Below are 25,646 nucleotides of genomic sequence, written 5' to 3'. Positions count from 1 at the left end.
GGCGCGCTGACGCTTTCCGGATATTCGTACCGTCGCGGTGCGGTTCATGGCAGGCTGTTGTAGGTGCGGAGTCTGCTGGAGCCGACCCGGCGCGCGAAATACGTTCCCGCGCGTCAGCTCGCCAAGCGGGACCTTGCCCAGGTACTCCGGGTCCTCGATGATGATCCGGTGGCCACCTGCATGGTCGCCGCCCGGTTACAGGAATACGGTCTGGACAACCGGTGCGGTCAGGGTGAGCTGTGGAGTCATGGCGGTCCGTCGGAATCATTGTGCTTCTCCGGGGTGAATCTCATCCCGCTGCGCGGCGGCCGTGAGGCGCTGCGCGCCTTCGCCGACCGGGCCATCCGGTGGCCCCGGATGTGCTCATCGGTGGTCGGCCGGCAGGAACTCGCGCTGCCGCTGTGGGAGATGCTCGCCGACCACTGGGGTCCGGAACGGGAGGTTCGGGGCGCACAGCCGCTGCTGGCCCTGACCGATACCGCCGTATCGGCCGCCGACCCACAGGTACGCCAGGTCCGTCCCGAAGAACTCGACCGGTATCTCGCGGCCGCGATCGCGATGTTCATAGAGGAGGTCGGGATCGATCCCCGGGCCGGCGACGGGGGGCGCGGCTATCGGCGCCGGGTGGCCGGACTGATCGAGGCCGGCCGGGCCTGGGCACGGTTCGCCGACGGCGAGGTCGTATTCAAGGCGGAGGTGGGCGCGCAGTCCCGGCGCACCGGGCAGATCCAGGGCGTCTGGGTGCATCCGGAACACCGGGGGCAGGGCCTGGGCACGGCGGGTACGGCGGCGGTGGCCAATGCGGTCGTCGCGTCGGGGCGTACGGCCAGCCTGTACGTCAACGACTACAACGAGGTGGCCCGGCGGGCCTATCGGGCGGTCGGGTTCCGGCAGATCGCCACCTTCGCCACGGTCCTGCTCGACTGATCCCGGGCGGATCCGGTGTGCCGCAGGTGATCACCGGCTCCGGTCGCCTACCATCGGCTCCGATGACGATCCGATCGGTACTCGTGATCGCGGTCGCGGCGCTCGCGCTCGCCGTGACCGGTTGTGCGGCGGGCTCCTCCGGGCCGATCACCGCCGCGGACGGTTTTCTCGGGGCATTCGCCGCGCGCGATATCGAGGCGGCCGCCGATCGGACCACCCGGCCCGAAAAGGCTTTCGCCGCACTGTCTTCGGCGTGGGAAGAACTGGGCGCCGAAGAGTTGCACGCCGATACCGGCGCCGCCCACATCACCGGTGACACCGCCACCGTCGACTACACCTACGAATGGCGGCTGCCGGGCAGCCGCACGTGGACTTATGCGGGGCAGTTACCGATGGTGCGCACCGGGGGTGCCTGGACGGTGCGCTGGAGCGGCGTGGCCGTGCATCCGCGACTCGGCGATACCCAGACCATGGCGCTGTCGATACAGCCCGCGCCGCGGGCCCGGGTCAACGAACAGTCCGGTAGCGATGTCCTGGTTCCGGGCACCGTCTCGCGGGTGACCTTCGATGCCGCCGACAGTGCCGACCCGCATCGGGTGGCGGCGGCTCTATCCGAGGTCCTGGCCGATATCGACGAGCGGCTCACCCCGGAGCGCATCCTGGATTCCGCGCGCGCCGCCGACGGCGTGTACACGGTGATCGTGCTGAACGAGGTCGAGTTCGGCCGGGCCGGTCCCCGGCTCATCGGGCTGCCGGGCGTGCGGGTGACCCAGGAGTGGGATATGGCGGCCACCGACCGGAAATTCGCCCCCGATCTGATGACCCAGGTCCGGCAGGCGGTGATCGACGAGGTCGACGGCCGGTCGGGTTGGCGGGTGGTGGCCCGCAATGCCGGCGGTGCCGAGACCGGAGTGCTGTACGAGGTGGCGGCGCAGCCGGCGCCGTCCTTCGCGCTGAGTGTGGACCGCCGCATCCAGAACGCGGCGCAGCGCGCGGTCGACGGGCGCCGGGAACAGACCATGATGGTGGTGATCGAGCCTTCGACCGGCGGCATTCTCGCGGTGGCACAGAACGCGTCCGCCGACCGGGACGGGCCGGTGGCCACCATCGGCCAGTACCCGCCCGGGTCGGTGTTCAAGACGGTGACCGCAGCGGCCGCGATGAACGAGGGTATCGCGACGCCCGACACCGTGGTCTCCTGCCCCAGCGCGGTCACGATCGGCGAGCGGATGATTCCGAATTACAACGGCTTCTCCGTCGGCGATGTACCGATGACCACCGCGTACGCGCGCTCATGCAATACCTCGTTCGCCCGATTGGCCAGTGAATTGCCGGAATCCGCGCTCACCGACAGTGCGGCGGCTTTCGGTATCGGACCGGATTATGCGGTGGTGGGATTGCCGACCTTCTCCGGATCGGTGCCCGCGACCGACGACCGCACCCAGCGCACCGAGGACGGGATCGGTCAGGGGCGGGTGGTGGTGAGCCCGTTCGGTATGGCGCTCCTGGCCGCGGCCGTCGCCTCGGGATCGGCGCCGACCCCCTACTTGATCGCGGGCCGGGAGACGGTGGTCGACCGTCCACGACCCGCCCTCGCACCGGATGTGGTGCGCGGGCTGCGGGCAATGATGCGACAGGTGGTCGTCGCGGGCACCGCGGACCGCATCGCCGATCAAGGGGAGGTCTTCGGTAAGACCGGCGAAGCGGAAGTGGAAGGAGGTTCGCATTCCTGGTTCGTCGGGTACCGAGGCGATATCGCTTTCGCGACGCTGCTGGTCAGAGGTGGAAGTTCGGATAACGCGGTAGCGGTGACGCGGGATATGCTGGCGGCGCTGCCCCCGGGATACTGATACCGCTCGCTACGCGGGCCCCGTCACTGTCCGAAGGACCCGGTTTCCGACGCGGTCGCATAACGGTGACCGATATCGGTGATGCGGGTATCGGTTGTCACCGAATCGCTGACCCGGGCGGGCGCGACGACCGATACGGTCCGATCGTCGACCGGTGCCGACGAAGCGGTATCGGTCCCCAGGATCTCGACGACCCCGGCGCCGCCCAGGATCAATCCGGCAGTGATGAACGCAACGGTGAAACGCTTCATTTCCGGCTCCCTCCGATTCAGAGGTTCGACAGACAGCGAGCTCGGATTGCTGCTGGCGACCGGGCTCTGCGGAAGAGTTATCTGCTGATTTGCTGCTCAGGCCAACCTAAGCGGGGAGTACCCACCGAGACAAGAAGGAAAGGTGGATTAAATCGATGACGAGCAAATCGTGACCCCGGCCACGTTATCTGTGATCCACTCGTTACGTTCCATTCAGATTTTGTGCAGACTCGCCGCCAGATGATCCTGTATCGGCAGGCCGACGGCACCCATCTGCAGGGTGTAGTCGATGACGCCGCCGTGCATGTGCACGGTCCGGCTGAGGGCGGTCACCGATTTGGCCGTGCTGCTCAGACCGATCGCGGTCGACTCCAGTTCCAGGCGTAGCTCGTCGTCGCCGAGGGTGAGTTTCCCCTCGCAGATCTCGGTGATCCCGGTGGGATGGGCGAGGATGAGCTCCACCCGGTCGGGACCGGCGCAGCGCAGATATCCGGTCTCCACATGGAGGGGCCGGTTGTCGTCGGCGTGCCGGGTGCGTTGGCGGTAGGTCAGGAACGGCCGGCCCAGATGCCCGAAGGTGATCTCCTCCAGATAGCCGAAGGGTTCGATCGTCGGGTAGTCGCCCTGGCCGCGACCGCGCCAGGTACCGAGCAATCCGGCCAGCGGGGCGACATCGGGATGCGGGGCGGGTGTCTGCGGTTCGGCCACGGCCCACAAGCGTAGACCCTCGACCGGTCTTTCCAGTACCCGTGCCGGGTGGGCGCGCCGGATCTGCCGCTACTTGTTGCGGCGGCGGCCGAAGGGCCAGAAGGAGCGGGTGCGCCGCCGGGGCAGCGCCGCGTAGACCATGGTCATCTCGGCGAAGACACCGGCCTCGCGTTCCCGGTCGGGGCCGAAATCGTCGCGGCCCAGGATCTGCGTGATCGATCCGGGGGCGATCGTGGCCAGAGCGTCGAGCAGTGAGGCGTTGAGCGCACCCAGCGAGATGCGGGTGGTGTCGGGGTCCTCGGCACCCGGGCCGCCGTGCCCCAGCAGCATATGGCCGATCGCGTGCAACACGATGTGGTCGGCATTGCGGCCGGAGGCGGACGCGTCGTAGACGATGATGTCGTCGTTCTTACGGGCTATCCAGAGGCCGTTGCCGTTGCATCCCAGATCGGCCAGCGCCGACCGGTGGGCCGGCTGCAACGAGATCGGCCGCTTCCGGTGCGCGGCCACCTCGGCGAGGTAGGCATTGAGGTCCCACGGGCTGGGCAGGGGCACCGACCCAGCCGCATCGCCGAACCTGGCGTCCATGCTTGTCATCGGCGAATACGTTACCGATCGCGCGTCGACTCGTCACTTCCGCGAATTCCTGAGCACCGGTGGGAAACCGGCGACCTGGGCGGAAGATGGGACAGGTGGCTAGATATCGACTCCCGGGCCCAAGGCCCGGACATTGTGCTGTTTGTTCCACAACGTGGTGAACGCCCAGAGTACGACGCCGATGAGCAGCAGCACCCCGGCGATGGCGTACTGCTGAGGGTTGCGGTCGGTGAAGGGGGTGGCCAGATACGCACAGCACGCCGCGCCGAGCACCGGTAGCGCTGTCGGGGTGCGGAAATGCTCGTGGGCCACCCGGTCGCGCCGGAGGACGAGGACCGCGATGTTGACGATGGTGAACACCGCGAGCAGCAGCAGCGCGGTGGTGCCACCGAGTTCGGGCACCTGGTCGACGAAGGCGAGCAGGCCGAACGCCAGCAGGGTGGTGAACAGGATCGCGATATGCGGGGTACGCCGACTCCGGTTGACCCGGCCCAGCACCCGGGGGATCACCTTGTGCTTGGCCATACCGTAGAGCAGCCGGCTGGCCATCAGCATATTGATAAGGGCCGAATTGGCCACCGCGAACATTGTGATGAAGGCGAAGAGCTGGGTGGGGAATCCGGGTGCCCCGATCTCCACCACCTGCAGCAGCGGGGTGTCGCCCTCGGCGAGTTGGTCCGGCGGGACCAGCGCCACCGCCGTGATGGAGACCACCACATAGATCGCTCCGGTGATCAGCAACCCGGTGAGCAGGATCTTGGGAAAGATTCTGTTGGGCTCCTTGGTCTCCTCGGCCATGTTCACCGAATCCTCGAAGCCGACCATGGCGTAGAAGGCCAATGTGGTCGCCGCGATGACGCCGCCGAACGCGGTGCGGTCACCGGTGTCGAATTCGATGATCCGGCCGAAGTCGCCGTTACCGAATCCCAGGGCCCACAGCCCGATACACACCACGATCAGCAGACCGGACAGTTCCACACAGGTGAGCAGGACATTGGCCTTGACACTCTCCCCGACGCCGCGCAGATTGATCGCAGCGACCGCCGCCATGAAGGCCAGCGCGATCACGGTGAGCAGGGGGCCCTTGCCGTCGAATTCGAAGGCTTCGGCGAAATTCGCCCCGAAGGCCTTGGCCGCGGTCGCGGCGGAGGTGATACCGGAACTCATCACCGCGAACGTCACCATGAAGGTGACGAAATGGATCCCGAACGCCTTGTGGGTGTAGAGCGCGGCGCCGGCGGCCTGGGGGTACTTGGTGACCAGCTCCAGATAGCTGAGCCCGGTGACCAGCGCGACCGCGAAGGCGACCAGGAACGGAATCCACACCGCGCCGCCGACCTCCGCGGCCACCCGGCCGGTGAGTGCGTAGATACCGGTACCGAGAATGTCGCCGACGATGAACAGCAACAGCAGCCACGGGCCCATGACCCGTTTCAGTTCGGGTTGCTGCGCCGGATCGGTCCGGTCGGTGACGTCTGCCAAGAGAACCCCTCATCTCCGCAGTGGCCGTGCGAGCCCTGAATCGGACGGTTCAGAGATGGATACCCACTCGGTATGGTCCGAACTCCTCGTTCACGGGCCGTGCACGGGTCAGGCCAGCGCTTCGGCCGCCGCGGCCGCTTCGGCGATCAGTACGCCGGAATCCCGGGGACTCAGGGCCATCGCTCGCAATTGGTCGAACATGACACCGAATCGCCGGATCTCGGTGTGGCCTTCGATGAGAGCGTCTCCGGAGATGCCCTCCACATAGACCAGTTCGGGGTCGGTCGGGTCGGGGAAGTCGAGAATCGTGAAAGACCCGGCCATACCCGGGTGCGCGCCCGCGTCGAAGGGCAGGATCTGCAGGATCACGTTCTTGCGTTTGGTCGCCTCGGCCAGCCGGCGCAGCTGGCCGCTCATGACCGCCGGGCCCCCCACTATCCGGCGGATGGCGGCCTCGTCGAGTACCACCCACAGTTCCAGCGGCTCGTCCTTGGCCAGTACCGCTGCCCGGTCCATCCGTGCCCGGGCGCGCCGCTCCAGATCCGACGCCTCCAATTTCGGCATGCACGTATCGATCACGGCCATGGCGTACTGCTCGGTCTGCAACAGTCCGGGGATGAAGGAGGTCTGATAATGCCGGGCCGACAACGCCACCGATTCGAAATTGATGTACGCGGCGTACACCTCCGACAGACTGGCCTCGTAGGGCCGCGACATCCCGGGTTTCTGTGCGTCCGACAGTAATTCCAGCGCCTCCTGGCGCCGCGCCTCGTCGACGTCGTAGAGGTCGAGCATGGTCATGAGGGTGCGGCGCTGGGGCCGGGCCTGGGCGGTCTCGATGCGGTAGAGCGTGGTCACATTGATGCCGGTTCGCGCGCTGACGTCCTCCTTGCTCAGCTTCGCGTCGTCGCGCATTTCCAGCAGCAGCACCGAGAGCCGGCGCAGACCCGCCGTGAGGACGGTGCGTTTGCCTGCCATGTCATCCCTTTCCCTCGCGCCCGGCGCGGTCCGCCTACCACGATCCTCGCCCGCCGCGCCTCCTGTCGAGCAACAATAACGAGGAAAGACCGGTAGTGGGGTGAGCAGTGGTCACGAACCGGTGCTCATGGCGTGATCTCCCGGCGCAGCACCTTGCCGGTCGCGTTGCGCGGGAGTGGTGTCGCGGTGATGGTCCAGCGCTCGGGGACCTTGAAGTACGCCAGCCGCTCGGCGACGAACGCGCGCAGTTCGCCGGCGTCCAGGGTGTCCGGATCGTCGGCCACCACCACCGCCGCGACCCGATGTCCCAGATCGTCGTCGGGCACACCGAGGACCGCCGATTCCCGGACCGCGGGATGTTCGTCGAGGGCGTTCTCGATCTCGGTGGGATACACGTTCTCTCCGCCGCGCAGAATGAGATCCATACGGCGCCCCGACATTCGGAGCCGGCCGTCGACCAGGGTGCCGAAATCACCGGTCCGCAACCAGCGTTCACCGTCGATCGCCGCGGCGGTGGCGACCTCGTCCCGCCAGTAGCCGAGCATGACGTATGGGCTGCGCACCCAGATCTCGCCTTCGCTGCCCTCGGTCACCGGGGCCCCCGTGGGATCGCGGATCTCCACGGAGACACCGAGAATCGGCCGCCCGACGGTCTCCGGGTCGGCGGCGAGTTCGGCGGGTGTGGCCACGGTGGCGGCGGTACCGCCCTCGGTGAGGCCGTAACTGGTGGTGAGTGCGATTCCGGTGCCGGGCAGCCGGGCGCGCAGGCGCTGCTGGAAGGCCGGTGAGGAGGGGGCGGCATTGAGGGACAGCGCGGTGAGCGCCGACAGGTCGTAACCGGCCGGATCGTGTTCCAGCAGCCGGGCGGCCAGAGTCGGTACGGCGCCCCAGTTGGTCACGCGCTCCCGCGCCATCAGCGACAGCACCCGTTCGGCCGCGAAGGCCCCGGTGTGCACGATCACCGCCGCGCCGGTGGCGAGCCGGGGGACTATCAGATTGTGCAGGCTGGCGATATGGAACAGGGGGGAGGTGAGCAGGAAGCGCTTATCGCTCGGCTCGTGGTGGGCGCGGCCGGCCAGTGCCGCGCCGAGCGCGTCGGTGTAGCGGTGGTAGTCGGCGATCGCGATGAGGTTGCGGTGGGTGTGTACCACCCCTTTGGGGCGGCCGGTGGTTCCGCTGGTGTAGAGGATGACGGCCGGATCGTCCTCGTCGACCGGTATCACCGGGGCCCGGCCCCGGAATTCGGCGATCAGCCGGGGTAGGTCCGCGGTAGTGCCGAGCACGGGCACGCCGTGGCCCGCGGCGAGGGCGGCACGGGGGTCGTCGGCGACGACGACCGCCGGTTCCGTGTGCCGGATACCGAATTCGACCTCCGGCGCCGCCCACCACGCGTTGTACGCGACCGCGACCGCGCCCAGGCACTGCGCCGCCCAGAAGGCGATCACCCAGTCGGGGCCGTTGGCGGCCAGGATGCCGATCCGGTCGCCGCGGCCGACCCCGTACCGGTCGGCCAGCGCGCGGGCCAGTGCCTGTGCGTCGGCGGCATGCTCGGCGAACGAGATCCGCCGGTCGGCGGTGACCAGATAGTCGCGTCCGCCCCAAGCTTCCGAGTGGTCGAGCAGTTCGCGCAGCGAGCGGTGGCGGTGTCGCCGGACGGCGAGTGGTGCGCCGAGCACCGTCTCGGTGGACAGCTCGAACGGTCCACCGGGGCCGGTGAGCTCGGCGGCCGCCTGCGCGGCTCGTGGGTCGGGGTCGCTGTTCATGTCCACATCCTTGTCGGCGACTGTCCCCAGAATCCATACCGCACAGCGCGGGCGCAGTGGTGACCGGCCGTCATGGACGGGCGCACGGGGAGCTCGCCTCGTCTCGGCGAATGAGCCATGATCCAGCGCATCCGGACGAATCGGCAAACGATTGGCAATCGATGCTGCGCGGTCGCGCGTGCATCCCCGGTGTAAGACCAGATGACCACCGCGGGTTCCGGTCCGGCCGTGTGCCGGCGCCCCGCGGAAGGCCCGTAACGGCGGGCGATACGTCCGGGGGGCGTTGTGTCGCAGCACCATAGGGGTCGGTATGGTTCCTGGTGTGAGCCGCGCCCAGATCTCGGCACGGTTGCGATGTGGTCGCATAACGCGCCGTCGCGCCTGGTCCGGGGTTCGGGCCGGGTATGGTTCGCAGCGGCGGGGATTCGGACCGCCGACGGGAAGGATCTTGGCGGGTACGCGTTTTCGGCGGGACCGCTTTCAGGTTCCGTGGAAGGGATCGCTAGGCTCGCGCACGACGCTGTTCGCAACATTGCATACCGAAGTCTTGTGTTCTTGCATATGTAAGAGCATGATCCAGCTAGCCTTGTTGTGAACAACGATCCGATGTCCGGGATTACCGAATCGAGAGCCGATCATGTTGGTACAGAGTGTGATGGTGCCGGGTGAGTTCGAGGGGTGCGGATGAGCGCACCCACTCTGGGGACCCTGCCGACTGCGCCACAGCTGCTGTGCGCCTTCCAAGGCAGGCGGGTCCAGGAGCGTGTGCTGTTGCGCTTCGCGCACGCGCTGGTCGAACTGCACAAGCGCCGCGCGCAAGTTCGAGATATGGCGCAGATAGCGGAAATTGATTGTCGTAGAACAGAACTCGTGGACGACATCAACGACTGGATCACCCGCAGGATGCCGCAGCACCGCAACGGCGCCTCCCTGCACACCGAAAGTCTGGGTGCGGTGATCGACCGGATGGCGCTCAGCTGGGTGGCCGCGAATCAAGCGATCGAGGCCGACGGGGTGCGCAGCGACAGCACGCACCGGCACTGGTACCACCTCGCCGAACTCGTCGACGGTTACACCGATTTGATCGCCGAGGTGGCGGGCGGGCGCCGGCGGCTGCCGGTGCAGTAGAGGTTCGGCGGATCACCGCCACGTTCAGTCCGCTGAACGTCGTCGAACCTCTGAGTTGGGCACGCGAAAGACCATAGATTGTCGAATGGCCTAGACCTGAGGTGACCAGACGGCGAACGTTCGGTTACCGTATCGGTACAGGCCAATTGGAGGTAGTTTCTGCCATGAGGCAGACCGAAGGGGTCGTAAGCGCCGTGACGGCGCGCGAAGAGCTCGACACAGAGGCAGCCGCGGTGCCGGGAATCGCCGCCCTGTCGAAGGTTTACCGGGTCCGGGCCGAACTGGACACGATGCTCGGTGAGCTACGCCCCGGCGACCGGGTACCCGCGGAACGGGAACTGGCCGGGCGTTTCGGAGTCGCCCGGGAAACCGTCCGGCACGCCCTGCGGGATCTCGCGGTGGAGGGCCGTATTCGCCGACAGGGCCGCGGGACCGTGCTGGCCCGCCCGAAGGTGGTAAGACCGCTGGCGCCCGAACCCACCGTCGAGGACGGATCCGGGGTCGTGCGCAGTCTGCTCTCGTGGGAGGACACCGAGGCCGATACCGAAATCGCCCGCGACCTGGAACTTCCGCTCGCCACCCCGATCATGACGCTGGAACGTCTGCTGCACGCCGACGGCGAACCGATCGCGCTGGAACGTATCGATCTCTCGCTGGACCGTTTCGGCTGGCTGCGCGCGGGTTTCGATCCGCTCGGTTCGCTGTCGGCGACGATCGGCAGATCCGGTGTCGAATACGGCGGCGCCACCGAACGTATCGAGACGGTGCTCGCCGCGCCCCGGGAAGCCGGTCTGCTCGGCTGTCGGCCCGCGGTCCCGCTGATCCGGGTGGTGCGCCGCGGAATGGACACCCAGGGTCGTCCGATCGAACGGGTTGCCGCGCTCTACCGGGGCGATCGGGTCGCGTTCGAGGTCCGTACGGGCGGCCGCGTCCGCTGAGGCGGAGCCGGCGCGGGGCGTGCGGCACCGGTGGGACCGTTCCCGGCGACCGCCCGGCCTGCGCCGACTACTCTGGAGCGCATGTCCGTGCGTACCCGCCAGCCGCTGCTTCCCGGAACCCCCACTCCGATCCGCGAGGTCCCCCGTGGGATCGAACGGCCGGAGTACGTCTGGAAGAAAACGGCCAAGGAGGGTTCCGAACCCTGGGTACAGACCTTGGAGACCATAGAGAAGATGCGGATCGCCGGGCGGATCGCCGCCCGGGCGCTGGCCGAGGCGGGTAAGGCGGTCGCCCCCGGCGTCACCACCGACGAACTCGACCGGATCGCGCACGAATACATGTGCGACCACGGGGCCTACCCCTCGACGCTCGGATACAAGGGTTTCCCCAAATCGTGCTGCACCTCGCTCAACGAGGTGATCTGCCACGGTATCCCCGACAGTACCGTGGTCCAGGACGGTGACATCGTCAATATCGATGTCACCGCCTACATCCACGGTGTGCACGGCGACACCAATGCCACCTTCCTCGCCGGTGAGGTCGACGAAGAGGTGAAACTGCTGGTGGAACGCACCGAAGAGGCGACCGCGCGGGCCATCAGGGCGGTCCGTCCCGGGCGGGCGCTGAATGTGATCGGCCGGGTGATCGAGTCCTACGCGAACCGTTTCGGTTACGGCGTCGTCCGGGATTTCACCGGCCACGGGGTCGGGCCGACTTTCCACAGTGGCCTGGTGATCCTGCACTACGATCAGCCCGCGGTCGAATCGGTGATCGAACCGGGAATGACGTTCACCATCGAACCCATGATCAACCTGGGCGGTATCGACTACGAGATTTGGGACGACGGCTGGACCGTGGTCACCAAGGACCGCAAGTGGACGGCCCAGTTCGAGCACACCCTGGTGGTCACCGAGACCGGCGCCGAAATCCTCACGCTGCCGTGAGCCGGCCCGGCGGGGCGCTGTTGATCGCCGGAACGACCTCCGACGCGGGCAAGAGCGTGGTGGTCGCCGGTATCTGCCGGATGCTGCGGCGGCGTGGGGTGCGGGTGGCGCCGTTCAAGGCGCAGAACATGTCGAACAACTCCGTGGTCACCCTGGACGGCGGGGAGATCGGTCGGGCCCAGGCACTGCAGGCCAGGGCGTGTGGGCTGGAACCGAGCGTGCGGTTCAACCCGATCCTGCTGAAACCGGGCAGCGACCGGCGGTCCCAACTGGTGGTGCGCGGCCGGGTGGTGGACACGGTGGGCGCCGCGGACTATTTCACCCATCGCACCCGGTTGCGCGAGGTGGTGGCCGCCGAACTCGCCGCGCTGCGCGCGGAGTTCGATGTGGTGATCTGTGAGGGGGCGGGCTCGCCGGCCGAGATCAACCTGCGCGCCACAGATCTGGCGAATATGGGTCTGGCCCGCGCCGCGGAGTTACCGGTGCTCGTGGTCGGCGATATCGATCGGGGCGGGGTGCTGGCGCATCTCTTCGGCACGCTCGCGGTACTCGAACCCGAGGATCAACGGCTGATCGCCGGATTCGTGATCAACAAGTTCCGCGGCGATGTGGAGCTGCTACGGCCGGGCCTGGACGAACTGACCGCGCGCACCGGACGGCCGACACTCGGGGTGCTGCCGTACTGCGACGAGCTGTGGATCGATGCCGAGGATTCGCTGGGCACCGTGGCCGGCGCCGCGGTGGGCCGCCCCGCCGCCCCGATCGGTAGCGAATGGCTCACCGTCGCCGCCGTGCGCTTGCCGCGGATATCGAATTCGACCGATGTGGAGGCGCTGGCCTGCGAGCCCGGCGTCTCGGTGCGCTGGGTGAGCGACCCGTCCGCGCTGGTGGACGCCGATCTGGTCGTCCTGCCCGGGAGCAAGGCGACCGTGGACGATCTGGCCTGGTTGCGGCGTACCGGTATCGCCGAGGCGCTGATCCGCCGGGCCGCGGCGGGCGGACCGATCCTCGGCATCTGCGGGGGGTATCAGATGCTGGGCCGCCGGATCGTGGACACCGTGGAATCGGGTGTGGGGGAGGTCGCCGGTCTGGGACTGCTCGATATGGATATCGAGTTCGGCCGGCAGAAGGTGCTGCGCCGGACGGCCGCGGCCGACGCGGGGGATACGACCGCGGCCGGATACGAGATCCATCACGGTCTGGTCCGGCGTACCGCCGAACGGCCGTGGCTGTACCTCACCGGCTGGGCGGAGGCGGCGGGCGGCGCCGGCCCGGTGACCGGAGAGCGCGTCCCGGAGGGTGGGGTGCGCGGCGCGGTCTGGGGCACCCATCTGCACGGGCTCCTAAAATCCGACGAATTCCGGCGGGGCTGGCTCACCGAGGTCGCCCGGTGCGCCGGGCGCGCCGGGTTCACGGTGGCCCCCGGAACCCGGGTGGCGGCGGTGCGGGCCGCACAACTGGACCTGCTGGCCGATCTGGTGTCCGGGCATCTGGATGTCGCCGGGCTGGACCGGCTCCTCGCCGAGGGTGTCCCCGCCGGGCTGCCGAGTATCGGTGCCACGCTGGACGCGCTGTCGGGAGCGGGTTGAGCGCCGCCGCGGGGCCGGCGTCACGATCTCGGCGCGGTCGACCCGGGCGACCCCACGGCGGGGGCGAGCGGTGTAGCGTCAACCGGCATGGAATCTCGGCGCATCGCGGTCGGTGACCGGGACTGGACGGTGCGGGTGGACGGGCCGGTGACCCAGCACAGCGTGCTGCTGCTCCCCGATTCCGGTGATCCCCCGGACGTCTACGACCGGGTGTGCGCACGTCTGCACAGTTCCGATCTGCGGACCATCGTGTTCGAAACGGCCGAGGGACTCGACACCGGCGGGGTGTACGCGGCCCTCGATGAGATCGGCGTGCCCTGGGTCAATGTGGCGGGCCGGGGTGCCGGCGCGAGCGTGGCATGGGAGGTCTGCGCGAAGGGTTTCGGTCGCTTCGTGAGCCTGGTGGTCGCCGATCGCGGGCATCCGGCCGTACCCGACGGCGACGGGGCGGTGCTCGACGCCGGATGTCCGGCGGTCGAACTGCCCACCACCGTGCTGGTGACCAAACGGCTGCCGCGGCCGGTGGCCGACAGTTCCGGCCGCCACGTGTACGGCGAGTTCCGGGTGGTGGGTGTCGACGTCGACAATGTCGCCACCGAAGCCGATCAGGAGTTCGCGACCGAGATCGTGCTGCGCACCAGCATGTGGTGATTCAGGCCGGCCGGGCGGCCAGCCAGTCGAGCCAGTTGTCGAGTTCCCGGAAGGCCTCGGTCCGCGGGCCCTCGGCGGACAGGAACACGTCGTGACGGGCGCCGTCGATCGGGACGATATTGGTGCGGTCGCCCAGACAGCCTGCCCAGCGCTGGATCTGCGCCACATCGAGGACCGCGTCCGCGACATCCACCGCGGGCCCGTACTCACGGGCGAACCTGGTGAGCTTGGAGCGCAGCAGCAGCGCGGGCACGCCGATATCCAGGCCGCGGTGCAGCCGTGCCTGACCCAGCCGAATCGCGCGCAACCAACCGGCCCGCACCGGGAAACCGTGCCGCGGCTTCCAGTCCAGGTCGTAGTCCCATTCCCCGGCCACGCTGTGGTGCAGGCTGTCGCCGTAGGCGCTGGATTTGCCCAGCGGCAGCGCCGACTTCGCCCGGAAACGGCCCACCGTATTGATGAGTTGCGTACCCACAGTGCGCACATAGGCCGGGCCTTGCAGGTCGAACCACGGGCTGTTCAGCACCAGCCCGCTGATACCGGCGGCCGCCGTGCCTCCGGCTTGCTGCAGCCGGTCCAGCCACAGCGAGGTCACCAGACCACCGGTCGAATGCGCCACCACCAGCACCTTCGCCTCGGTCTCGGCGGTGATCAGCCGGAGCGAGGCGTCGAGTTCCCGGTCGTAGAGGGCGAGATCGCTGATGAAGTGGGGGGTCTGCCCCGGCTGTAACGATCGGCCGCATTTGCGCAGGTCCAGCGCATAGAACCGGTGTCCGCGGGCGGTGAAGTGCTCGGCGACGTGCCGCTGGAAGAAGTAGTCGGTGAAGCCGTGCACGTACAGCACCGCGTCGGCGGTGGCCACCGCGTCGACCGCGGCCAGATGCCGGACCAGGGTGGCGACGATATCGCCCTCGCCGTCGGGGTCGGGTCCGAGTTCCAGGGTGCGATATTCGTACCCGTCACCGAGGACATCCGGCTGCCAGTCGGCGGTTCGGCCGAGAGCACCGGTACCGGCCGCGGAATCGTTCGTCACGGCCTCCAATCTAGGCGACCGATCGGTAGCAAAGGCAGGCCAGAAGGTGACGGGGAGGAGGAATCTACGTCACAATCGCCGCCCTGGCTGCGGATTCCGCGCGTGTCGAGGTGCACAATTGGCAATAGTGAACGACGGGTAACCTACATTCGGCCGAGCCCGGAGGGCTCGCCATCGCGACCCGTACACAACTGCACAAGTGCCCGTGCCCCAGCGGGCCGCATCCACGGATGTGCGCCCCGCGCATCAGGACAAGGAAGTCGAACACCCGTGCCGAACGCTGCCCAGACTGAAAAGACCGATGTAGTCCTCATCGGTGCCGGCATCATGAGCGCCACGCTCGGCGCGCTGCTGCGTCAGCTGCAGCCGGACTGGTCGATCTCGGTGTTCGAACGGCTCGACGCCGCCGCGGCCGAGAGCAGTGATCCGTGGAACAACGCCGGTACCGGGCATTCGGCCCTGTGTGAACTCAATTACAGTCCGCAGAAGCCGGACGGTTCGGTCGATATCGGCAAGGCCGTCGATATCAACGAGCGGTTCCAGGTCTCCCGCCAGTTCTGGGCCTACGCGGTGGAGAACGGGATCCTGGGCGATCCCTCCCGCTTCATCAACCCCATCCCGCACGTGAGCTTCGTGCACGGCGCCGCCGATGTGGAGTACCTGCGCAAGCGGTACGAGGCGCTGTCCCGGCATCCGTTGTTCGCCGGGATGGAGTACATCGACAGCCCCGACGAGTTCGCCCGTCGGCTGCCGCTGATGGCGCGCGGCCGTGATTTCGCCGACCCCATCGCCCTCAACTGGTCCGACGGCGGTACGGATATCGATTTCGGTTCGCTCACCAAGGAACTGCTCGCCCATATCGGTGCCAGTGGCGGGGAGATCGGCTTCGGTAACGAGGTGCGTAACCTGTCCAAGCAGAAGGACGGCAGCTGGAAGGTCACGGTGCGCAACACCCGCACCGGCCGCACTCGCACGCTGATCAGCAAATTCGTCTTCGTCGGGGCCGGTGGCGGGGCACTGCCGCTGCTGCAGAAGGCGGGAATCAGGGAGATCCGCGGTTTCGCGGGATTCCCGGTCTCGGGTCAGTTCCTGCGGTGCACCAACCCCGAGCTGATCGAGAAGCACGCCGCCAAGGTGTACGGCAAGGCGGCGGTCGGCGCGCCGCCCATGTCGGTACCGCATCTGGACACCCGGGTCATCAAGGGCAGGCCCGGCCTGCTGTTCGGGCCCTACGCCGGTTGGACCCCCAAGTTCCTCAAGGACGGCAGCAATGCCGACCTGTTCAAATCGATCAAACCCGGCAACCTGGTCCCGATGCTCGGGGTCGGCGTCACCGAGCTGAGCCTGGTCAAATACCTGATCACCGAGCTGATGAAATCGCAGTCCGGCCGGGTGTACACCATGGAGGAGTTCATTCCGCGCGCCGAGGGCCGGGACTGGGAACTCATCACCGCCGGACAGCGGGTGCAGGTGATCCGCCGTAAGGGCGCCGGTGGTGTCCTCGAACTGGGTACCGCCGTCATCGCGGCGCAGGACGGCTCCATCGCCGGTCTGCTGGGCGCCTCGCCCGGCGCCTCCACCTGTGTCACCGCCATGCTGGACGTCCTGGAACGCTGCTTCCCGGCCGAGTACGCGCAGTGGACGCCCAAGCTGCAGGAAATGATCCCCTCGCTGGGGGTGAAGCTGTCGGAGAACCAGCGCCTGTTCGGCGAGGTATGGGATTGGACGAGTAAGGCGTTGCAGCTCAACCGGTCCGATACGCGCGCGGGGGTCGCCGCCGGGGTCTGATCCGGGAGAATTCGCGCTCGACGGCCCGCGGGGTGGCACCCCGCGGGCCGCGCTGCGTCGCGGCCGCCGCGGTGGTGTGCCCGGGGGCATTCGCGTGCATCCGGCGCCGAGGTGTGATAGCAAGGCGCGATGATGTCAACGGTTGCACTCCGCCGGTCATGGGCGCAGGATCTCGATACCCCCACCCTGTACGAGTTGTTGAAGCTGCGCGTCGAAGTATTCGTGGTCGAGCAGAAGTGCGCGTACCCCGAGCTGGACGGACTGGACCTGCTGCCGGAGACCCGGCATCTGTGGCTCGACGACGAGGGCGAGGTCATCGCCACCCTGCGCCTGCTCGAAGAGCATGAGGACGGCGTCAAATCCTTCCGGATCGGGCGGTTGTGTACCGCGGTCGAGGCCCGCGGGCACGGATACACCACCCGCCTGCTGCAGGCCGCCCTCGCCGAGACCGGATCGCATACCGTCCGGCTCAACGCCCAGACCTACCTGATCGATCTCTACACCAAACACGGTTTCGAGGTGGACGGCGCGGAGTTCATCGAGGACGGCGTCGCGCACGTACCGATGCGCAAGGGTTAGCCGCCGGGCGCCGTCACCCGTCTCGGGCAGGGGAGGGCCGGGCCGGGTGAGGGCACGTTTTAGAGTGGGGCCGTGTCCTCCACCGAAACCGCCCGGCCCGCATCCCGACCGATTGTCTCCGCCGCGGACGGCGGTGAGGCCGGGTTCCCGTTCTCCGCGGTGGTCGGACAGGAGCAATTGCAGCTGGCGCTGATCCTGTGCGCCGTGCATCCCGGTATCGGCGGCGTACTCGTGCGCGGCGAGAAGGGGACCGCGAAGTCCACGGTGGTGCGGGCACTGGCACGACTGCTGCCGCCGGTGGTCGACGAATCGGGCGCCCGCCCGGCGCGGCTGGTGGAACTGCCGGTCGGCGCCACCGAGGACAGGGTCGTCGGCTCGCTCGATCTGGAGCGGGTCCTGCGTGACGGCGAACAGGCGTTCCGGCCCGGACTACTCGCCGCCGCCCATCACGGTGTGCTGTACGTGGACGAGGTCAACCTGCTGCACGACCACCTGGTGGATGTGCTGCTGGACGCGGCGGCCATGGGCCGGGTACACATCGAACGCGACGGCGTCTCGCATTCCCATCCGGCCCGGTTCGTCCTGGTCGGCACCATGAACCCGGAGGAGGGTGAGCTGCGCCCGCAGCTGCTCGACCGATTCGGCCTGACCGTGGATGTGACCGCCTCCCGGGACGTGGACGTCCGGATGGCCGTGGTCCGGCGCCGTCTCGATTACGAGGCCGATCCGAACGGCTTCGCGGCCGCCTACGCCGCCGCGGACGGCGTGATCGCCGACCGCGTCCTCATCGCCCGCGACCGGCTGGCCGAGGTCGCGCTCGACGATGTGGAACTGCGGCGTATCGCCGCGGTCTGCGCCTCCTTCGACGTCGACGGTATGCGGGCGGATCTGGTGGTGGCCCGCACCGCCGCCGCCCATGCCGCCTGGTGCGGGCGCGACAGTGTCACCGCCGACGATGTCCGCGTCGCCGCCGAACTCGCGTTGCCGCACCGGCGGCGGCGCGACCCGTTCGACGAACCCGGCATCACCCCCGAACAGCTCGACGACGCCATGCGCGATGCGGCCGAACAGGCCGGTGACCAGCAGCCCGCACCGGCCGACGACGAGGCGCCGGGGTCGCGGGGCCCCGTCGATCCCGACGACGACCCGGACGGTCCCGGTGGCGGCGCCGAGGCACCCGGCGCGGACACCGAGCCGGGCGAGAACTCCGGCGACCCTGGTGGCGCCGGCGGGACCGGACAGGTGGGGGCGCCGGTCGCGGCGCCGGCCCGGCCGCCGCGGTGGGAGGTGCCGGGTGTGGGCGAGGGCGCGCCGGGCCGGCGGTCCCGGGCGCAGACCCGGCAGGGCCGGGTGGTGAACACCACACCCGAGCCCACCGGCGGCCTACATCTGCTCGGCACGCTGCGGGCCGCGGCACCGCATCAGCGGGCGCGCGGCCGGCGCACCGGGCCCCTGGTGCTCGCGCCCGGTGATCTGCGCGGGGCATACCGCGAAGGGCGTGAGGGCAATCTGGTGCTCTTCGTGGTCGACACCTCCGGTTCCATGGCCGCCCGCGACCGGCTGTCGGCGGTGACCGGCGCAGTGGTGACCCTGTTGCGCGACGCCTATCAGCGGCGCGACAAGGTCGCGGTGATCTCGGTGCGCGGCAGCGAGGCAGAACTGGTGCTGCCGCCCACCTCCTCGATCGATATCGCCGTCCGCCGCCTGGCCGGGTTGCGAACCGGCGGGAAGACTCCGCTCGCCGCGGGGTTGCGCACCGCGCGTGAGGTGGTCTACCGGGAACGCGTCCGCGACCCGCAGCGCCGGCCCATGCTGGTGCTGCTCACGGACGGCCGTGCCACCGGCGGCACCGATCCGGTGCCGCGGGCCCGCGCGGCGGCCGCACAGCTCGCTCGCGACAATGTCACCTCCGTTGTTGTCGACTGCGAACGCGGCATGGTCCGGCTGGGTCTGGCCGCCGAACTGGCGTCCGCGCTGGGCGGTACGGCCGTCCGGCTCACCGAACTGACCGGCGCCTCGGTGGCCGAGGTGGTCCGCGCGGGCGCCTGGGGCGGCGCGCGCGCCGCGTAGGACCGGGTCGCACCGGACGAGCACGAAACCCGAATCAGATCAGGAGTTCCCATGCCCAAAGGGGTGCCCGAGCACGTACCCGAAGACGGACTGACCACCCGGCAGCGTCGCAATCAGCCGGTGCTCGCCGTGCACACCGGTCCGGGCAAGGGAAAGTCCACCGCGGCCTTCGGGATGGCGTTGCGCGCGTGGAACCAGGGTTTCGATGTGGCCGTGTTCCAGTTCGTCAAGAGCGCCAAGTGGAAGGTCGGCGAGGAAGCGGCGTTCCGCGAACTCGGCCGGCTGCACGACGAGACCGGGGTGGGCGGGCCGGTGCAATGGCACAAGATGGGCGAGGGCTGGTCGTGGACTCGTAAACAGGGCACCGAAACCGATCACGCGGCCGCGGCGCTGGCCGGCTGGCAGGAGATCGCACGACGGCTGCGTACCGAAGAGCACCGGTTCTATGTGCTCGACGAATTCACCTACCCGTTGAAATGGGGGTGGGTGGATGTGGCCGAGGTCGTGGAGACCCTGCGCGAGCGTCCGGGTAACCAGCATGTCGTCATCACCGGCCGGGACGCGCCGCCGGAACTGGTGGAGGCGGCGGACCTGGTGACCGAGATGACCAAGGTGCGCCACCCTATGGACGCGGGCCGCAAGGGGCAACGGGGTATCGAATGGTGAGCCGGCCCCGGGGTATCGGGGTTCGGCGCGTCGCCTGCCGCTCGACCGGGACCGTCGCGTGATGAGTGCCGCCCCGGGGATCGTGCTCGCCGCCCCGGCTTCCGGCAGCGGGAAGACCACTGTCGCGACCGGGCTCATCGGCGCGCTGCGCCGCGTGGGCCGCCGGGTGGCCCCCTTCAAGGTGGGGCCGGACTACATCGACCCCGGTTATCACGGCCTCGCCGCCGGCCGCCCCGGTCGCAATCTCGACCCGGTGCTGGTGGGGTCCGACCGGATCGCCCCGCTCTACCGCCACGGTGCCCGCGACTGCGATATCGCGGTGGTGGAGGGGGTGATGGGCCTGTTCGACGGACGGATCGACGAACAGGCCGCCGATCCCGTCGCGGAAGGCTCCACCGCCCAGGTGGCGAGCCTGCTCGGTCTACCGGTGGTCCTGGTCGTGGACGCGCGCGGTCACAGCCAGAGCCTGGCCGCGCTGTTGCACGGGTTCGCCACCTTCGACTCGGGTGTACGGCTGGGCGGAGTGGTGCTCAACCGGGTCGGTAGCGCGCGGCACGAACAGGTGTTGCGCTCGGCCTGCGACCGGGTGGGCCTGCCGGTCCTCGGCGCGCTGCCCCGGCTGGCCGAACTCGAGGTCCCGTCCCGGCATCTGGGCCTGATCCCGGCGGTGGAACACGGTCTCGCGGCGATGCGCGCGGTGGACGCGATGACCGACCTGGCCGCACGCCATATCGATCTCGCCGCGGTCGCGGCGCTGGCCGTCGCGCCGGAGTCCGGGCCGAGCTGGGACGCGGTCCGGGAGGTCGCGGACGGCGTAGTGGTACCGGCCGGGCCGGATCCGGTGATCGCGGTAGCCGGGGGACCCGCTTTCACCTTCGGCTACGCCGAACACCGGGAACTGCTCACCGCCGCGGGCGCCCGGGTCGTCGTCATCGATCCGCTGCACGACACCCTGCCGGCCGAGGCCGCGGGGCTGGTGCTGCCGGGCGGATTCCCGGAAGAGCACGCGGGGACGTTGGCGGCCAATACCGGACTGCGCGCCGCGGTGGCGGAGCGGGCCCGGGCGGGGCTGCCCATCCACGCCGAATGCGCCGGACTGCTGTACCTCACCCGATCCTTGGACGGTCATTCGATGGCGGGCCTGATCGACGCGGTCGCCGAGTTCGGGCCCCGCCTCACCCTGGGCTACCGAGAGGCGGTGGCGCTGGCCGACTCCGTGCTCTGGCGGACCGGTGAGCGGGTACACGGGCACGAATTCCATCGGACCCGGCTGGTGGCATCCGGCGATGCCCCGCCCGCCTGGGGATGGCGTACCGCCGGGAAGCAGGTCCGTGAGGGTGCGCTCGTGGACCGGGTACACGCGTCCTACCTGCACACCCACCCCGCCGGAAATCCGGGCGCGGTGCGCCGGTTCGTCGCCGCCGCGCGTGCCCATCAGCACACCCGCCCCGCCATGCGCGCACGGTGACCGGCGGAGACCGGCGGTCCGCGGCCGGTGCCGAACCCTACCGTGGAGAGCTCGCGGTCGGCCTCGGCCTGCGCCCGGATCTGTCGGCCGAGCGGATTCTCGCGGTGTTGGCGGAAGTGTTTCCCGGCCAGCGGATAGCCTGCCTGGCGACCCTGGATCGCCGGGCCGGCGAGCCGGGCCCCCGTGATGCCGCCGCCATGCTGGGCGTGCCACTGTACGGCTACTCCGTCGAACGGTTGGCGCGGGTGCCGGTGCCGAACCCGTCGGAGCGGGTGGCCGCCGCCTTGGGAATTCCCGGTGTAGCCGAGGCCGCGGCGCTGCTGGCCGGTACCGGGCCTGTGCTCGTGCCGCGACAGGTGGTCGGAGGCGTGGTGGTCGCTGCGGCCGCCGCGCACGGTTGACAGCGGCCGAAAGATCGCATCCGGCGACGAGGAAGGCCGATTTCTGCCAGCGCGCGCCGGGCGAGGGTTCTTACCGTCGAACCGTGACCACATTCGCCTCCACTCACGAGGACACCATCGGTAACGCGACGGTGACCTTCATGTCCATCGCCGCGGCGCTGGGAACAGCGACGATCTACCCGCTTCAGCCGGCCGTCGCCGAGGTGGCATCGCTCGGGGTAACCGTTGCCGCCATGGGCGTGGCGCTGGCATGCGGCCCGGTGGGCGGGTCGGGTTGGCCGTAGCCGGCGGATCGTGCGTGATCCTCGCGTACGGACTGTCCGACGTCGCGGTAACACTCGTTGCTCTCGCGCTGTTCGATGCCGGCCTCTTTGCCGCACAAGTGGCGAATCAAACCACGATCTTGGCGATAAACCCGGCCGCGCCGGCGCAGTTCAACGGCGCCTACATGTTGGTGTACTTCATCGGCGGCAGTCTCGGGACAGGCTTCGGAACAGCGGCGGTCGCCGGGATCGGGTGGCCGGCATGTGTTGCGATCTGCGGTGCGGCGATAACTGTTGCCGGCGCGTTGACGATGTCCATGGGTGTGGGCGGTACCGAGGAGGCCGATCGAGTCGTGATGTCGGGATCGGACAGCCCGGACTCCATCGAACAGTCGAAGCAGCCGAGCATTCCGATTCCGACACACCACCGCTTCGGCGGCAGCGACAACACTCTTCAAGGCGCCACCGACAGCAGATCCGCGAAACCGGTGGGGTCGTGCCGGCCTACGCTGGCGTGTTCGAACAGTCCCCAGCCTTCGGCGTCCCCGCAGCGGGCGTGCGCGATGTGATCGGTGACGCCCCACGGGATCCGCCCGGCGATCGCCGGATCGGTGAGGTCGTAGCTGTTGGCCCACGACCAGTCGCGGCCCTTCCACTGTCCGTGCTGCCAGTCCGGGTCGCCGCCGTAACCGCAGCCGATGTGCAGCGGTATCCCGGTGACGGTGCGGATGTCGATGGTCAGCGGTTTTCCGTCGGGAGTCCGCAATTCCAGGCTCGCGCTCTCGGGATGGCGGGTCCCGGATCGGTAGTCGATGGTGATCCGCGGCCAGCCCAGCTGTTCCACCGATCCGTCCGGGAACACCCGGACCGCGTCGTTGAGCGTCCGGTAGCCGTCGGGATTCTCCTGGATGATCACCACCACCGCGAAATCATCGAATCGCAGCGGCACGTACAGCCACCAGAACCCGCCGGTGCCCTCGGTGGCAGCCCGGCCCGGCGGTTCGGCCTCGCCGACGGGCCGGATACCCCAGGAGCGGTCCCTGGTACCGGTCCAGATCGCCGGGGCCACGGTGATGTCCTCGCCGCCGATCGCCAGCGTGCCCGCCCACGAGCCGACCTGGGCGAAGCGGGAGGCGTCGAGGGTCGGACGGTTACCGGCAAGCATGATGTGCGGTTGCTCCTGAACGGCGGGGAAGGCGCCGGTCCAGGTGAGGTCGAGGCCCAGGTCCTCGTGTTCGCACACCACCCGGATGCGGCGCAGCGGTTCGACCACTTCGATCCGGTAACCGCCGACCGCCATATTTAGACTCCGGTCGCTGCGCGCGTCGGAGAACCGCACGGAGGTGATCTCGTCGCCGCGGCGTACCGCCGCGTAGGCGTCGGCGACACCGAGGTTCGGATACACCCCGAATCCGGTCACCAGCATGATCGCGCCGTCGCGGTTGTGCGCGTTGAAATAGCTGCGATCGTAGAAGTTCCGGTCGCTGGTCGCGGCCCGGGCGATGGGCAGCGGTGTCTGGTGGATCGGGTACTCGTCCAGGGGCCCCGGGGCGGTGGCCGGGGTGTGGGCGGTGGGTTCGCTCATCTCAGTCCCATCCGTAGGTGCCGTCGAGCAGGGCTTCCAGGGTGGCGCGGTGCATGATGTAGTCGTCGCGCTCCACCGGGGAGGTGTCCTCGCCCATATGGATCATCCGGCGTTTGATCCGGGCCATGACGATCGCGTGCCGCAGCGCGGCATAGGTGAGGTAGAAGTCCAGATTCGTAACGGTGTGGCCGCTGACCTTCTCGTAGTGCGCGACGACCTCGTCGCGGCGCAGGAAATCGGGGAGGCCGGGGAAGCCGAATCCGGTGGCGATGTCCTGGAAGAAGCGGTGCAGGAAGATCATCCAGGCCAGATCGAGTTCGCGCGGACCCAGTGTGGCCATCTCCCAGTCCAATACGGCGACCGGGGTGAATCCCTCGTAGATGATATTGCCGGGCCGGGCATCACCCCAGCTCAACACATCCGGCCCGGGATCGTCGGGAAAGTTCTGGTCCAGCCAGTCGAAAGCGCGCTCGATGAGCGGGATCTCGTAGCCGTCGCCGGCCAGCGCCCAGTGGTACCAGGCCCGGTCCGCTTCGATATGGCGGCGTAGCGCCGTACCCGGCCCGTCGAGTTCGGGGAATCGTTGCGCCGGTTCGGGCAACGCGTGGATCCGGGCCAGGACGTCGAGGGTGTTGCGGGTGAGTTCGGCCCGCTCGGCGGTGGTCGCGTCGTAGAGCCAGCCCGCGAACACGTAGGGCGGATTGTCGCCCGGGATACGGCCCGGGACCCGGTCCATCACGAAGAACGGCGCACCGCAGGCCGCGCTACCGGTTTCCAGCCAGCGCAACCGCGGTACCGGGACCTCGGTGGCGGCGGCGATTTCGGTGATGACCCGGTACTGCAGTTCCAGATCGTATTTCTCGAAAACCGGGAATGCGCCCTCCTCTGGGATCATCCGCGCGACGAAGGCGCCCCCCTCGGTGCGGCCGCCGGCCTTCCAGTGCGCGTCGAACAGTACCGAGGCGCTGGACAGGCCCCCGGACAGCGGCCGTTGCAGATCACTGATGACCGGTGGTTCGTCGGCGCCGACCCGGTCCTGTAACCACGCGGAGAGTTGACCCGCCAGCGTGTCCAGATCGCGTTCGCTGGTGGTGAGCCGCATATGTTCGGTGGGGTTCACATCGTCGGGCATCGTCGTCCTCCTGACGCCATCCGGCCTCGACGCGGCGACTGCCCGGTCCGATACGGCACCGGGTCGCTCGCGTGCGGGAGACTGTAACGTGTTTCAGTCTCGGGCGGTGTCGATTCGGCGGATCATCGGGTGGCTGTCGCGAATCGCTCCCCGGGCGCGGCCGGCCGACCATAATTCCTTCGATGTCCGGGGTGAGTCGCTCCGCCGGGTGGGAGGACCACGATGAGGGTGACGCTGCGCCGGCGTGACCACGCGAGGTGGGCGCGGAGCCGATGAGCCGGATGCCCGAGCGGACCCACGACCGCCACGCCGACCACGGCCCGGCCGCGTTGCCGGAGTTGGCCACACAGGCCGAACTCGGCAGCCTGTCGGCGGAGCTGGGAGCGGATCCGCCGGGGTGGGCCGGAATAAACATCCACCGGAGCGGGTTGCTCGTGTGCATGAGCGCTATCTCGTTGCCCGACACCGTCAAGAAGTACATCGACGATGCCAAACTGTTCGTCACCGTGGCCACCGTCGGCCGCGACGGGCATCCGCATCTGACCGTCACCTGGATCGACCGGGACGGGGACGAGTTGCTCTACTCCACGACGACCGACCGCGTCCAGGGCAAGAACCTGGCCCGCGATCCGCGTATCTCGGTGCTGATCGCGCCGCCGGACAACCCGTACGTCTACGCGGAGATCCGCGGTACCGCCACCCTCACCCCGGACCCCGACATGCTGGTCGGTGACCGGATGTCGATCAAGTACACCGGAAAGCCGTACGCCGAGTTCAATCCGGCCTCGGTGGACGACGGCCCGCGGGTGGCGGTGCGGATCACCCCGACCAAGATCACCGGGCGGTTGTGACGC

Annotated in this window: 24 protein-coding genes; 15 read left to right on the top strand and 9 right to left on the bottom strand. The window is 68.8% G+C overall.

Going from position 1 to position 25,646, the window contains the following annotated elements; all coding sequences use genetic code 11:
• Positions 1-63 precede the first annotated feature (63 nt).
• Positions 64-927, top strand: coding sequence for a GNAT family N-acetyltransferase (locus ACQPYS_RS20920; protein ID WP_431939792.1), 864 nt, complete (start codon positions 64-66; stop codon positions 925-927).
• A gap of 62 nt (positions 928-989) precedes the next feature.
• Entirely contained in the window at positions 990-2,777 is a 1,788-nt protein-coding gene (locus ACQPYS_RS20915; protein ID WP_433490537.1) for a penicillin-binding transpeptidase domain-containing protein, read from the top strand.
• A gap of 23 nt (positions 2,778-2,800) precedes the next feature.
• Here ACQPYS_RS20915 and ACQPYS_RS20910 read toward each other — a convergent pair whose 3' ends face one another.
• From ACQPYS_RS20910 to ACQPYS_RS20885, 6 genes are all read right to left on the bottom strand, one after another.
• Entirely contained in the window at positions 2,801-3,028 is a 228-nt protein-coding gene (locus ACQPYS_RS20910) for a hypothetical protein (protein ID WP_063041664.1), read from the bottom strand.
• Positions 3,029-3,241: 213 nt separating this feature from the next.
• Entirely contained in the window at positions 3,242-3,736 is a 495-nt protein-coding gene (locus tag ACQPYS_RS20905) for a peroxynitrite isomerase (protein ID WP_431939790.1), read from the bottom strand.
• A gap of 69 nt (positions 3,737-3,805) precedes the next feature.
• Positions 3,806-4,333 (bottom strand): hypothetical protein, encoded by a 528-nt coding sequence (locus ACQPYS_RS20900; protein WP_063126668.1) that lies wholly within the window; start codon positions 4,331-4,333, stop codon positions 3,806-3,808.
• Between the two features lie 99 nt (positions 4,334-4,432).
• The gene (locus tag ACQPYS_RS20895; protein ID WP_433493093.1) at positions 4,433-5,758 is read right to left on the bottom strand and encodes an APC family permease; all 1,326 of its coding nucleotides are present in this window, start codon (positions 5,756-5,758) and stop codon (positions 4,433-4,435) included.
• Positions 5,759-5,923: 165 nt separating this feature from the next.
• Positions 5,924-6,793, bottom strand: a complete 870-nt coding sequence (locus ACQPYS_RS20890; RefSeq protein ID WP_433490536.1) for a helix-turn-helix domain-containing protein — start codon at positions 6,791-6,793, stop codon at positions 5,924-5,926.
• A 125-nt stretch (positions 6,794-6,918) separates the two neighbouring features.
• Positions 6,919-8,556, bottom strand: a complete 1,638-nt coding sequence (locus tag ACQPYS_RS20885) for a class I adenylate-forming enzyme family protein (RefSeq protein ID WP_433490535.1) — start codon at positions 8,554-8,556, stop codon at positions 6,919-6,921.
• 768 nt (positions 8,557-9,324) lie between these two features.
• Between ACQPYS_RS20885 and ACQPYS_RS20880 the strand changes: the two genes are divergently transcribed.
• The 5 genes from ACQPYS_RS20880 to ACQPYS_RS20860 all read left to right on the top strand — a co-directional run bounded on the left by ACQPYS_RS20880 (position 9,325) and on the right by ACQPYS_RS20860 (position 13,807).
• The gene (locus ACQPYS_RS20880; protein ID WP_063041769.1) at positions 9,325-9,684 is read left to right on the top strand and encodes a DUF4254 domain-containing protein; all 360 of its coding nucleotides are present in this window, start codon (positions 9,325-9,327) and stop codon (positions 9,682-9,684) included.
• 164 nt (positions 9,685-9,848) lie between these two features.
• Positions 9,849-10,622 (top strand): GntR family transcriptional regulator, encoded by a 774-nt coding sequence (locus tag ACQPYS_RS20875; RefSeq protein ID WP_084481751.1) that lies wholly within the window; start codon positions 9,849-9,851, stop codon positions 10,620-10,622.
• Positions 10,623-10,703: 81 nt separating this feature from the next.
• Complete coding sequence (gene map, locus ACQPYS_RS20870; protein WP_433490534.1) at positions 10,704-11,567, top strand: type I methionyl aminopeptidase; 864 nt, start codon at positions 10,704-10,706, stop codon at positions 11,565-11,567.
• Positions 11,564-13,156, top strand: a complete 1,593-nt coding sequence (locus tag ACQPYS_RS20865) for a cobyric acid synthase (protein WP_433490533.1) — start codon at positions 11,564-11,566, stop codon at positions 13,154-13,156. Before map ends, ACQPYS_RS20865 begins: the two co-directional genes overlap by 4 nt.
• An 87-nt stretch (positions 13,157-13,243) precedes the next feature.
• Positions 13,244-13,807 (top strand): hypothetical protein, encoded by a 564-nt coding sequence (locus ACQPYS_RS20860; RefSeq protein ID WP_063041649.1) that lies wholly within the window; start codon positions 13,244-13,246, stop codon positions 13,805-13,807.
• A gap of 1 nt (position 13,808) precedes the next feature.
• On the opposite strand, the gene ACQPYS_RS20855 is transcribed toward ACQPYS_RS20860, so the two are convergent.
• Positions 13,809-14,840, bottom strand: a complete 1,032-nt coding sequence (locus ACQPYS_RS20855) for an alpha/beta hydrolase (protein WP_433490532.1) — start codon at positions 14,838-14,840, stop codon at positions 13,809-13,811.
• 327 nt (positions 14,841-15,167) lie between these two features.
• Here ACQPYS_RS20855 and mqo point away from each other — a divergent pair, with 327 nt between their 5' ends.
• The 7 genes from mqo (at position 15,168) to ACQPYS_RS20820 (ending at position 22,096) form a co-directional block, all read left to right on the top strand.
• A complete protein-coding gene (gene mqo / locus ACQPYS_RS20850; protein WP_433490531.1) occupies positions 15,168-16,628 on the top strand; it encodes a malate dehydrogenase (quinone) in 1,461 nt (486 codons plus the stop codon).
• Positions 16,629-16,757: 129 nt separating this feature from the next.
• Positions 16,758-17,207 carry a GNAT family N-acetyltransferase gene (locus tag ACQPYS_RS20845; protein ID WP_063041647.1) on the top strand — a complete coding sequence of 150 codons (450 nt, stop codon included), beginning with the start codon at positions 16,758-16,760 and terminating at the stop codon, positions 17,205-17,207.
• 111 nt (positions 17,208-17,318) lie between these two features.
• The gene (locus tag ACQPYS_RS20840) at positions 17,319-19,277 is read left to right on the top strand and encodes a VWA domain-containing protein (RefSeq protein WP_433493092.1); all 1,959 of its coding nucleotides are present in this window, start codon (positions 17,319-17,321) and stop codon (positions 19,275-19,277) included.
• Between the two features lie 51 nt (positions 19,278-19,328).
• The gene (gene cobO, locus ACQPYS_RS20835) at positions 19,329-19,943 is read left to right on the top strand and encodes a cob(I)yrinic acid a,c-diamide adenosyltransferase (protein WP_063041646.1); all 615 of its coding nucleotides are present in this window, start codon (positions 19,329-19,331) and stop codon (positions 19,941-19,943) included.
• A gap of 61 nt (positions 19,944-20,004) precedes the next feature.
• The gene (locus ACQPYS_RS20830) at positions 20,005-21,411 is read left to right on the top strand and encodes a cobyrinate a,c-diamide synthase (RefSeq protein ID WP_433490530.1); all 1,407 of its coding nucleotides are present in this window, start codon (positions 20,005-20,007) and stop codon (positions 21,409-21,411) included.
• Positions 21,408-21,812, top strand: a complete 405-nt coding sequence (locus ACQPYS_RS20825; RefSeq protein ID WP_063041642.1) for a cobalamin biosynthesis protein — start codon at positions 21,408-21,410, stop codon at positions 21,810-21,812. Before ACQPYS_RS20830 ends, ACQPYS_RS20825 begins: the two co-directional genes overlap by 4 nt.
• Positions 21,813-21,895: 83 nt before the next feature.
• A complete protein-coding gene (locus tag ACQPYS_RS20820) occupies positions 21,896-22,096 on the top strand; it encodes a hypothetical protein (RefSeq protein WP_433490529.1) in 201 nt (66 codons plus the stop codon).
• A 433-nt stretch (positions 22,097-22,529) separates the two neighbouring features.
• Here ACQPYS_RS20820 and ACQPYS_RS20815 read toward each other — a convergent pair whose 3' ends face one another.
• Together ACQPYS_RS20815 and ACQPYS_RS20810 are read right to left on the bottom strand one after the other, a co-directional pair.
• Positions 22,530-23,660 (bottom strand): hypothetical protein, encoded by a 1,131-nt coding sequence (locus ACQPYS_RS20815; RefSeq protein ID WP_433490528.1) that lies wholly within the window; start codon positions 23,658-23,660, stop codon positions 22,530-22,532.
• A gap of 1 nt (position 23,661) precedes the next feature.
• Entirely contained in the window at positions 23,662-24,792 is a 1,131-nt protein-coding gene (locus ACQPYS_RS20810; RefSeq protein ID WP_433490527.1) for a phosphotransferase family protein, read from the bottom strand.
• 281 nt (positions 24,793-25,073) lie between these two features.
• Here ACQPYS_RS20810 and ACQPYS_RS20805 point away from each other — a divergent pair, with 281 nt between their 5' ends.
• Entirely contained in the window at positions 25,074-25,643 is a 570-nt protein-coding gene (locus ACQPYS_RS20805; RefSeq protein ID WP_433490526.1) for a PPOX class F420-dependent oxidoreductase, read from the top strand.
• The last annotated feature ends 3 nt before the right edge of the window (positions 25,644-25,646 follow it).

Origin of the sequence: Nocardia grenadensis, from assembly GCF_050942415.1 — a bacterium.
GTDB classification, from domain to species: Bacteria; Actinomycetota; Actinomycetes; order Mycobacteriales; family Mycobacteriaceae; genus Nocardia; species Nocardia grenadensis.
The sequence above is the reverse complement of the archived record's forward strand: the minus strand, read 5'-3'. Positions and strand labels throughout refer to the sequence as shown.

What these genes read in the sequence shown, in the direction of transcription:
- ACQPYS_RS20885 (WP_433490535.1), bottom strand. Translation starts at nt 8,556, where the DNA reads ATGAACAGCGACCCCGACCCACGAGCCGCGCAGGCGGCCGCCGAGCTC.
- ACQPYS_RS20845 (WP_063041647.1), top strand. Translation starts at nt 16,758, where the DNA reads ATGATGTCAACGGTTGCACTCCGCCGGTCATGGGCGCAGGATCTCGAT.
- ACQPYS_RS20815 (WP_433490528.1), bottom strand. Translation starts at nt 23,660, where the DNA reads ATGAGCGAACCCACCGCCCACACCCCGGCCACCGCCCCGGGGCCCCTG.
- ACQPYS_RS20860 (WP_063041649.1), top strand. Translation starts at nt 13,244, where the DNA reads ATGGAATCTCGGCGCATCGCGGTCGGTGACCGGGACTGGACGGTGCGG.
- mqo (WP_433490531.1), top strand. Translation starts at nt 15,168, where the DNA reads ATGAGCGCCACGCTCGGCGCGCTGCTGCGTCAGCTGCAGCCGGACTGG.
- ACQPYS_RS20910 (WP_063041664.1), bottom strand. Translation starts at nt 3,028, where the DNA reads ATGAAGCGTTTCACCGTTGCGTTCATCACTGCCGGATTGATCCTGGGC.
- ACQPYS_RS20915 (WP_433490537.1), top strand. Translation starts at nt 990, where the DNA reads ATGACGATCCGATCGGTACTCGTGATCGCGGTCGCGGCGCTCGCGCTC.
- ACQPYS_RS20805 (WP_433490526.1), top strand. Translation starts at nt 25,074, where the DNA reads ATGCCCGAGCGGACCCACGACCGCCACGCCGACCACGGCCCGGCCGCG.
- map (WP_433490534.1), top strand. Translation starts at nt 10,704, where the DNA reads ATGTCCGTGCGTACCCGCCAGCCGCTGCTTCCCGGAACCCCCACTCCG.
- ACQPYS_RS20895 (WP_433493093.1), bottom strand. Translation starts at nt 5,758, where the DNA reads ATGGGCCCGTGGCTGCTGTTGCTGTTCATCGTCGGCGACATTCTCGGT.
- ACQPYS_RS20900 (WP_063126668.1), bottom strand. Translation starts at nt 4,333, where the DNA reads ATGACAAGCATGGACGCCAGGTTCGGCGATGCGGCTGGGTCGGTGCCC.
- ACQPYS_RS20875 (WP_084481751.1), top strand. Translation starts at nt 9,849, where the DNA reads ATGAGGCAGACCGAAGGGGTCGTAAGCGCCGTGACGGCGCGCGAAGAG.
- ACQPYS_RS20890 (WP_433490536.1), bottom strand. Translation starts at nt 6,793, where the DNA reads ATGGCAGGCAAACGCACCGTCCTCACGGCGGGTCTGCGCCGGCTCTCG.
- ACQPYS_RS20810 (WP_433490527.1), bottom strand. Translation starts at nt 24,792, where the DNA reads ATGCCCGACGATGTGAACCCCACCGAACATATGCGGCTCACCACCAGC.
- ACQPYS_RS20830 (WP_433490530.1), top strand. Translation starts at nt 20,005, where the DNA reads ATGAGTGCCGCCCCGGGGATCGTGCTCGCCGCCCCGGCTTCCGGCAGC.
- cobO (WP_063041646.1), top strand. Translation starts at nt 19,329, where the DNA reads ATGCCCAAAGGGGTGCCCGAGCACGTACCCGAAGACGGACTGACCACC.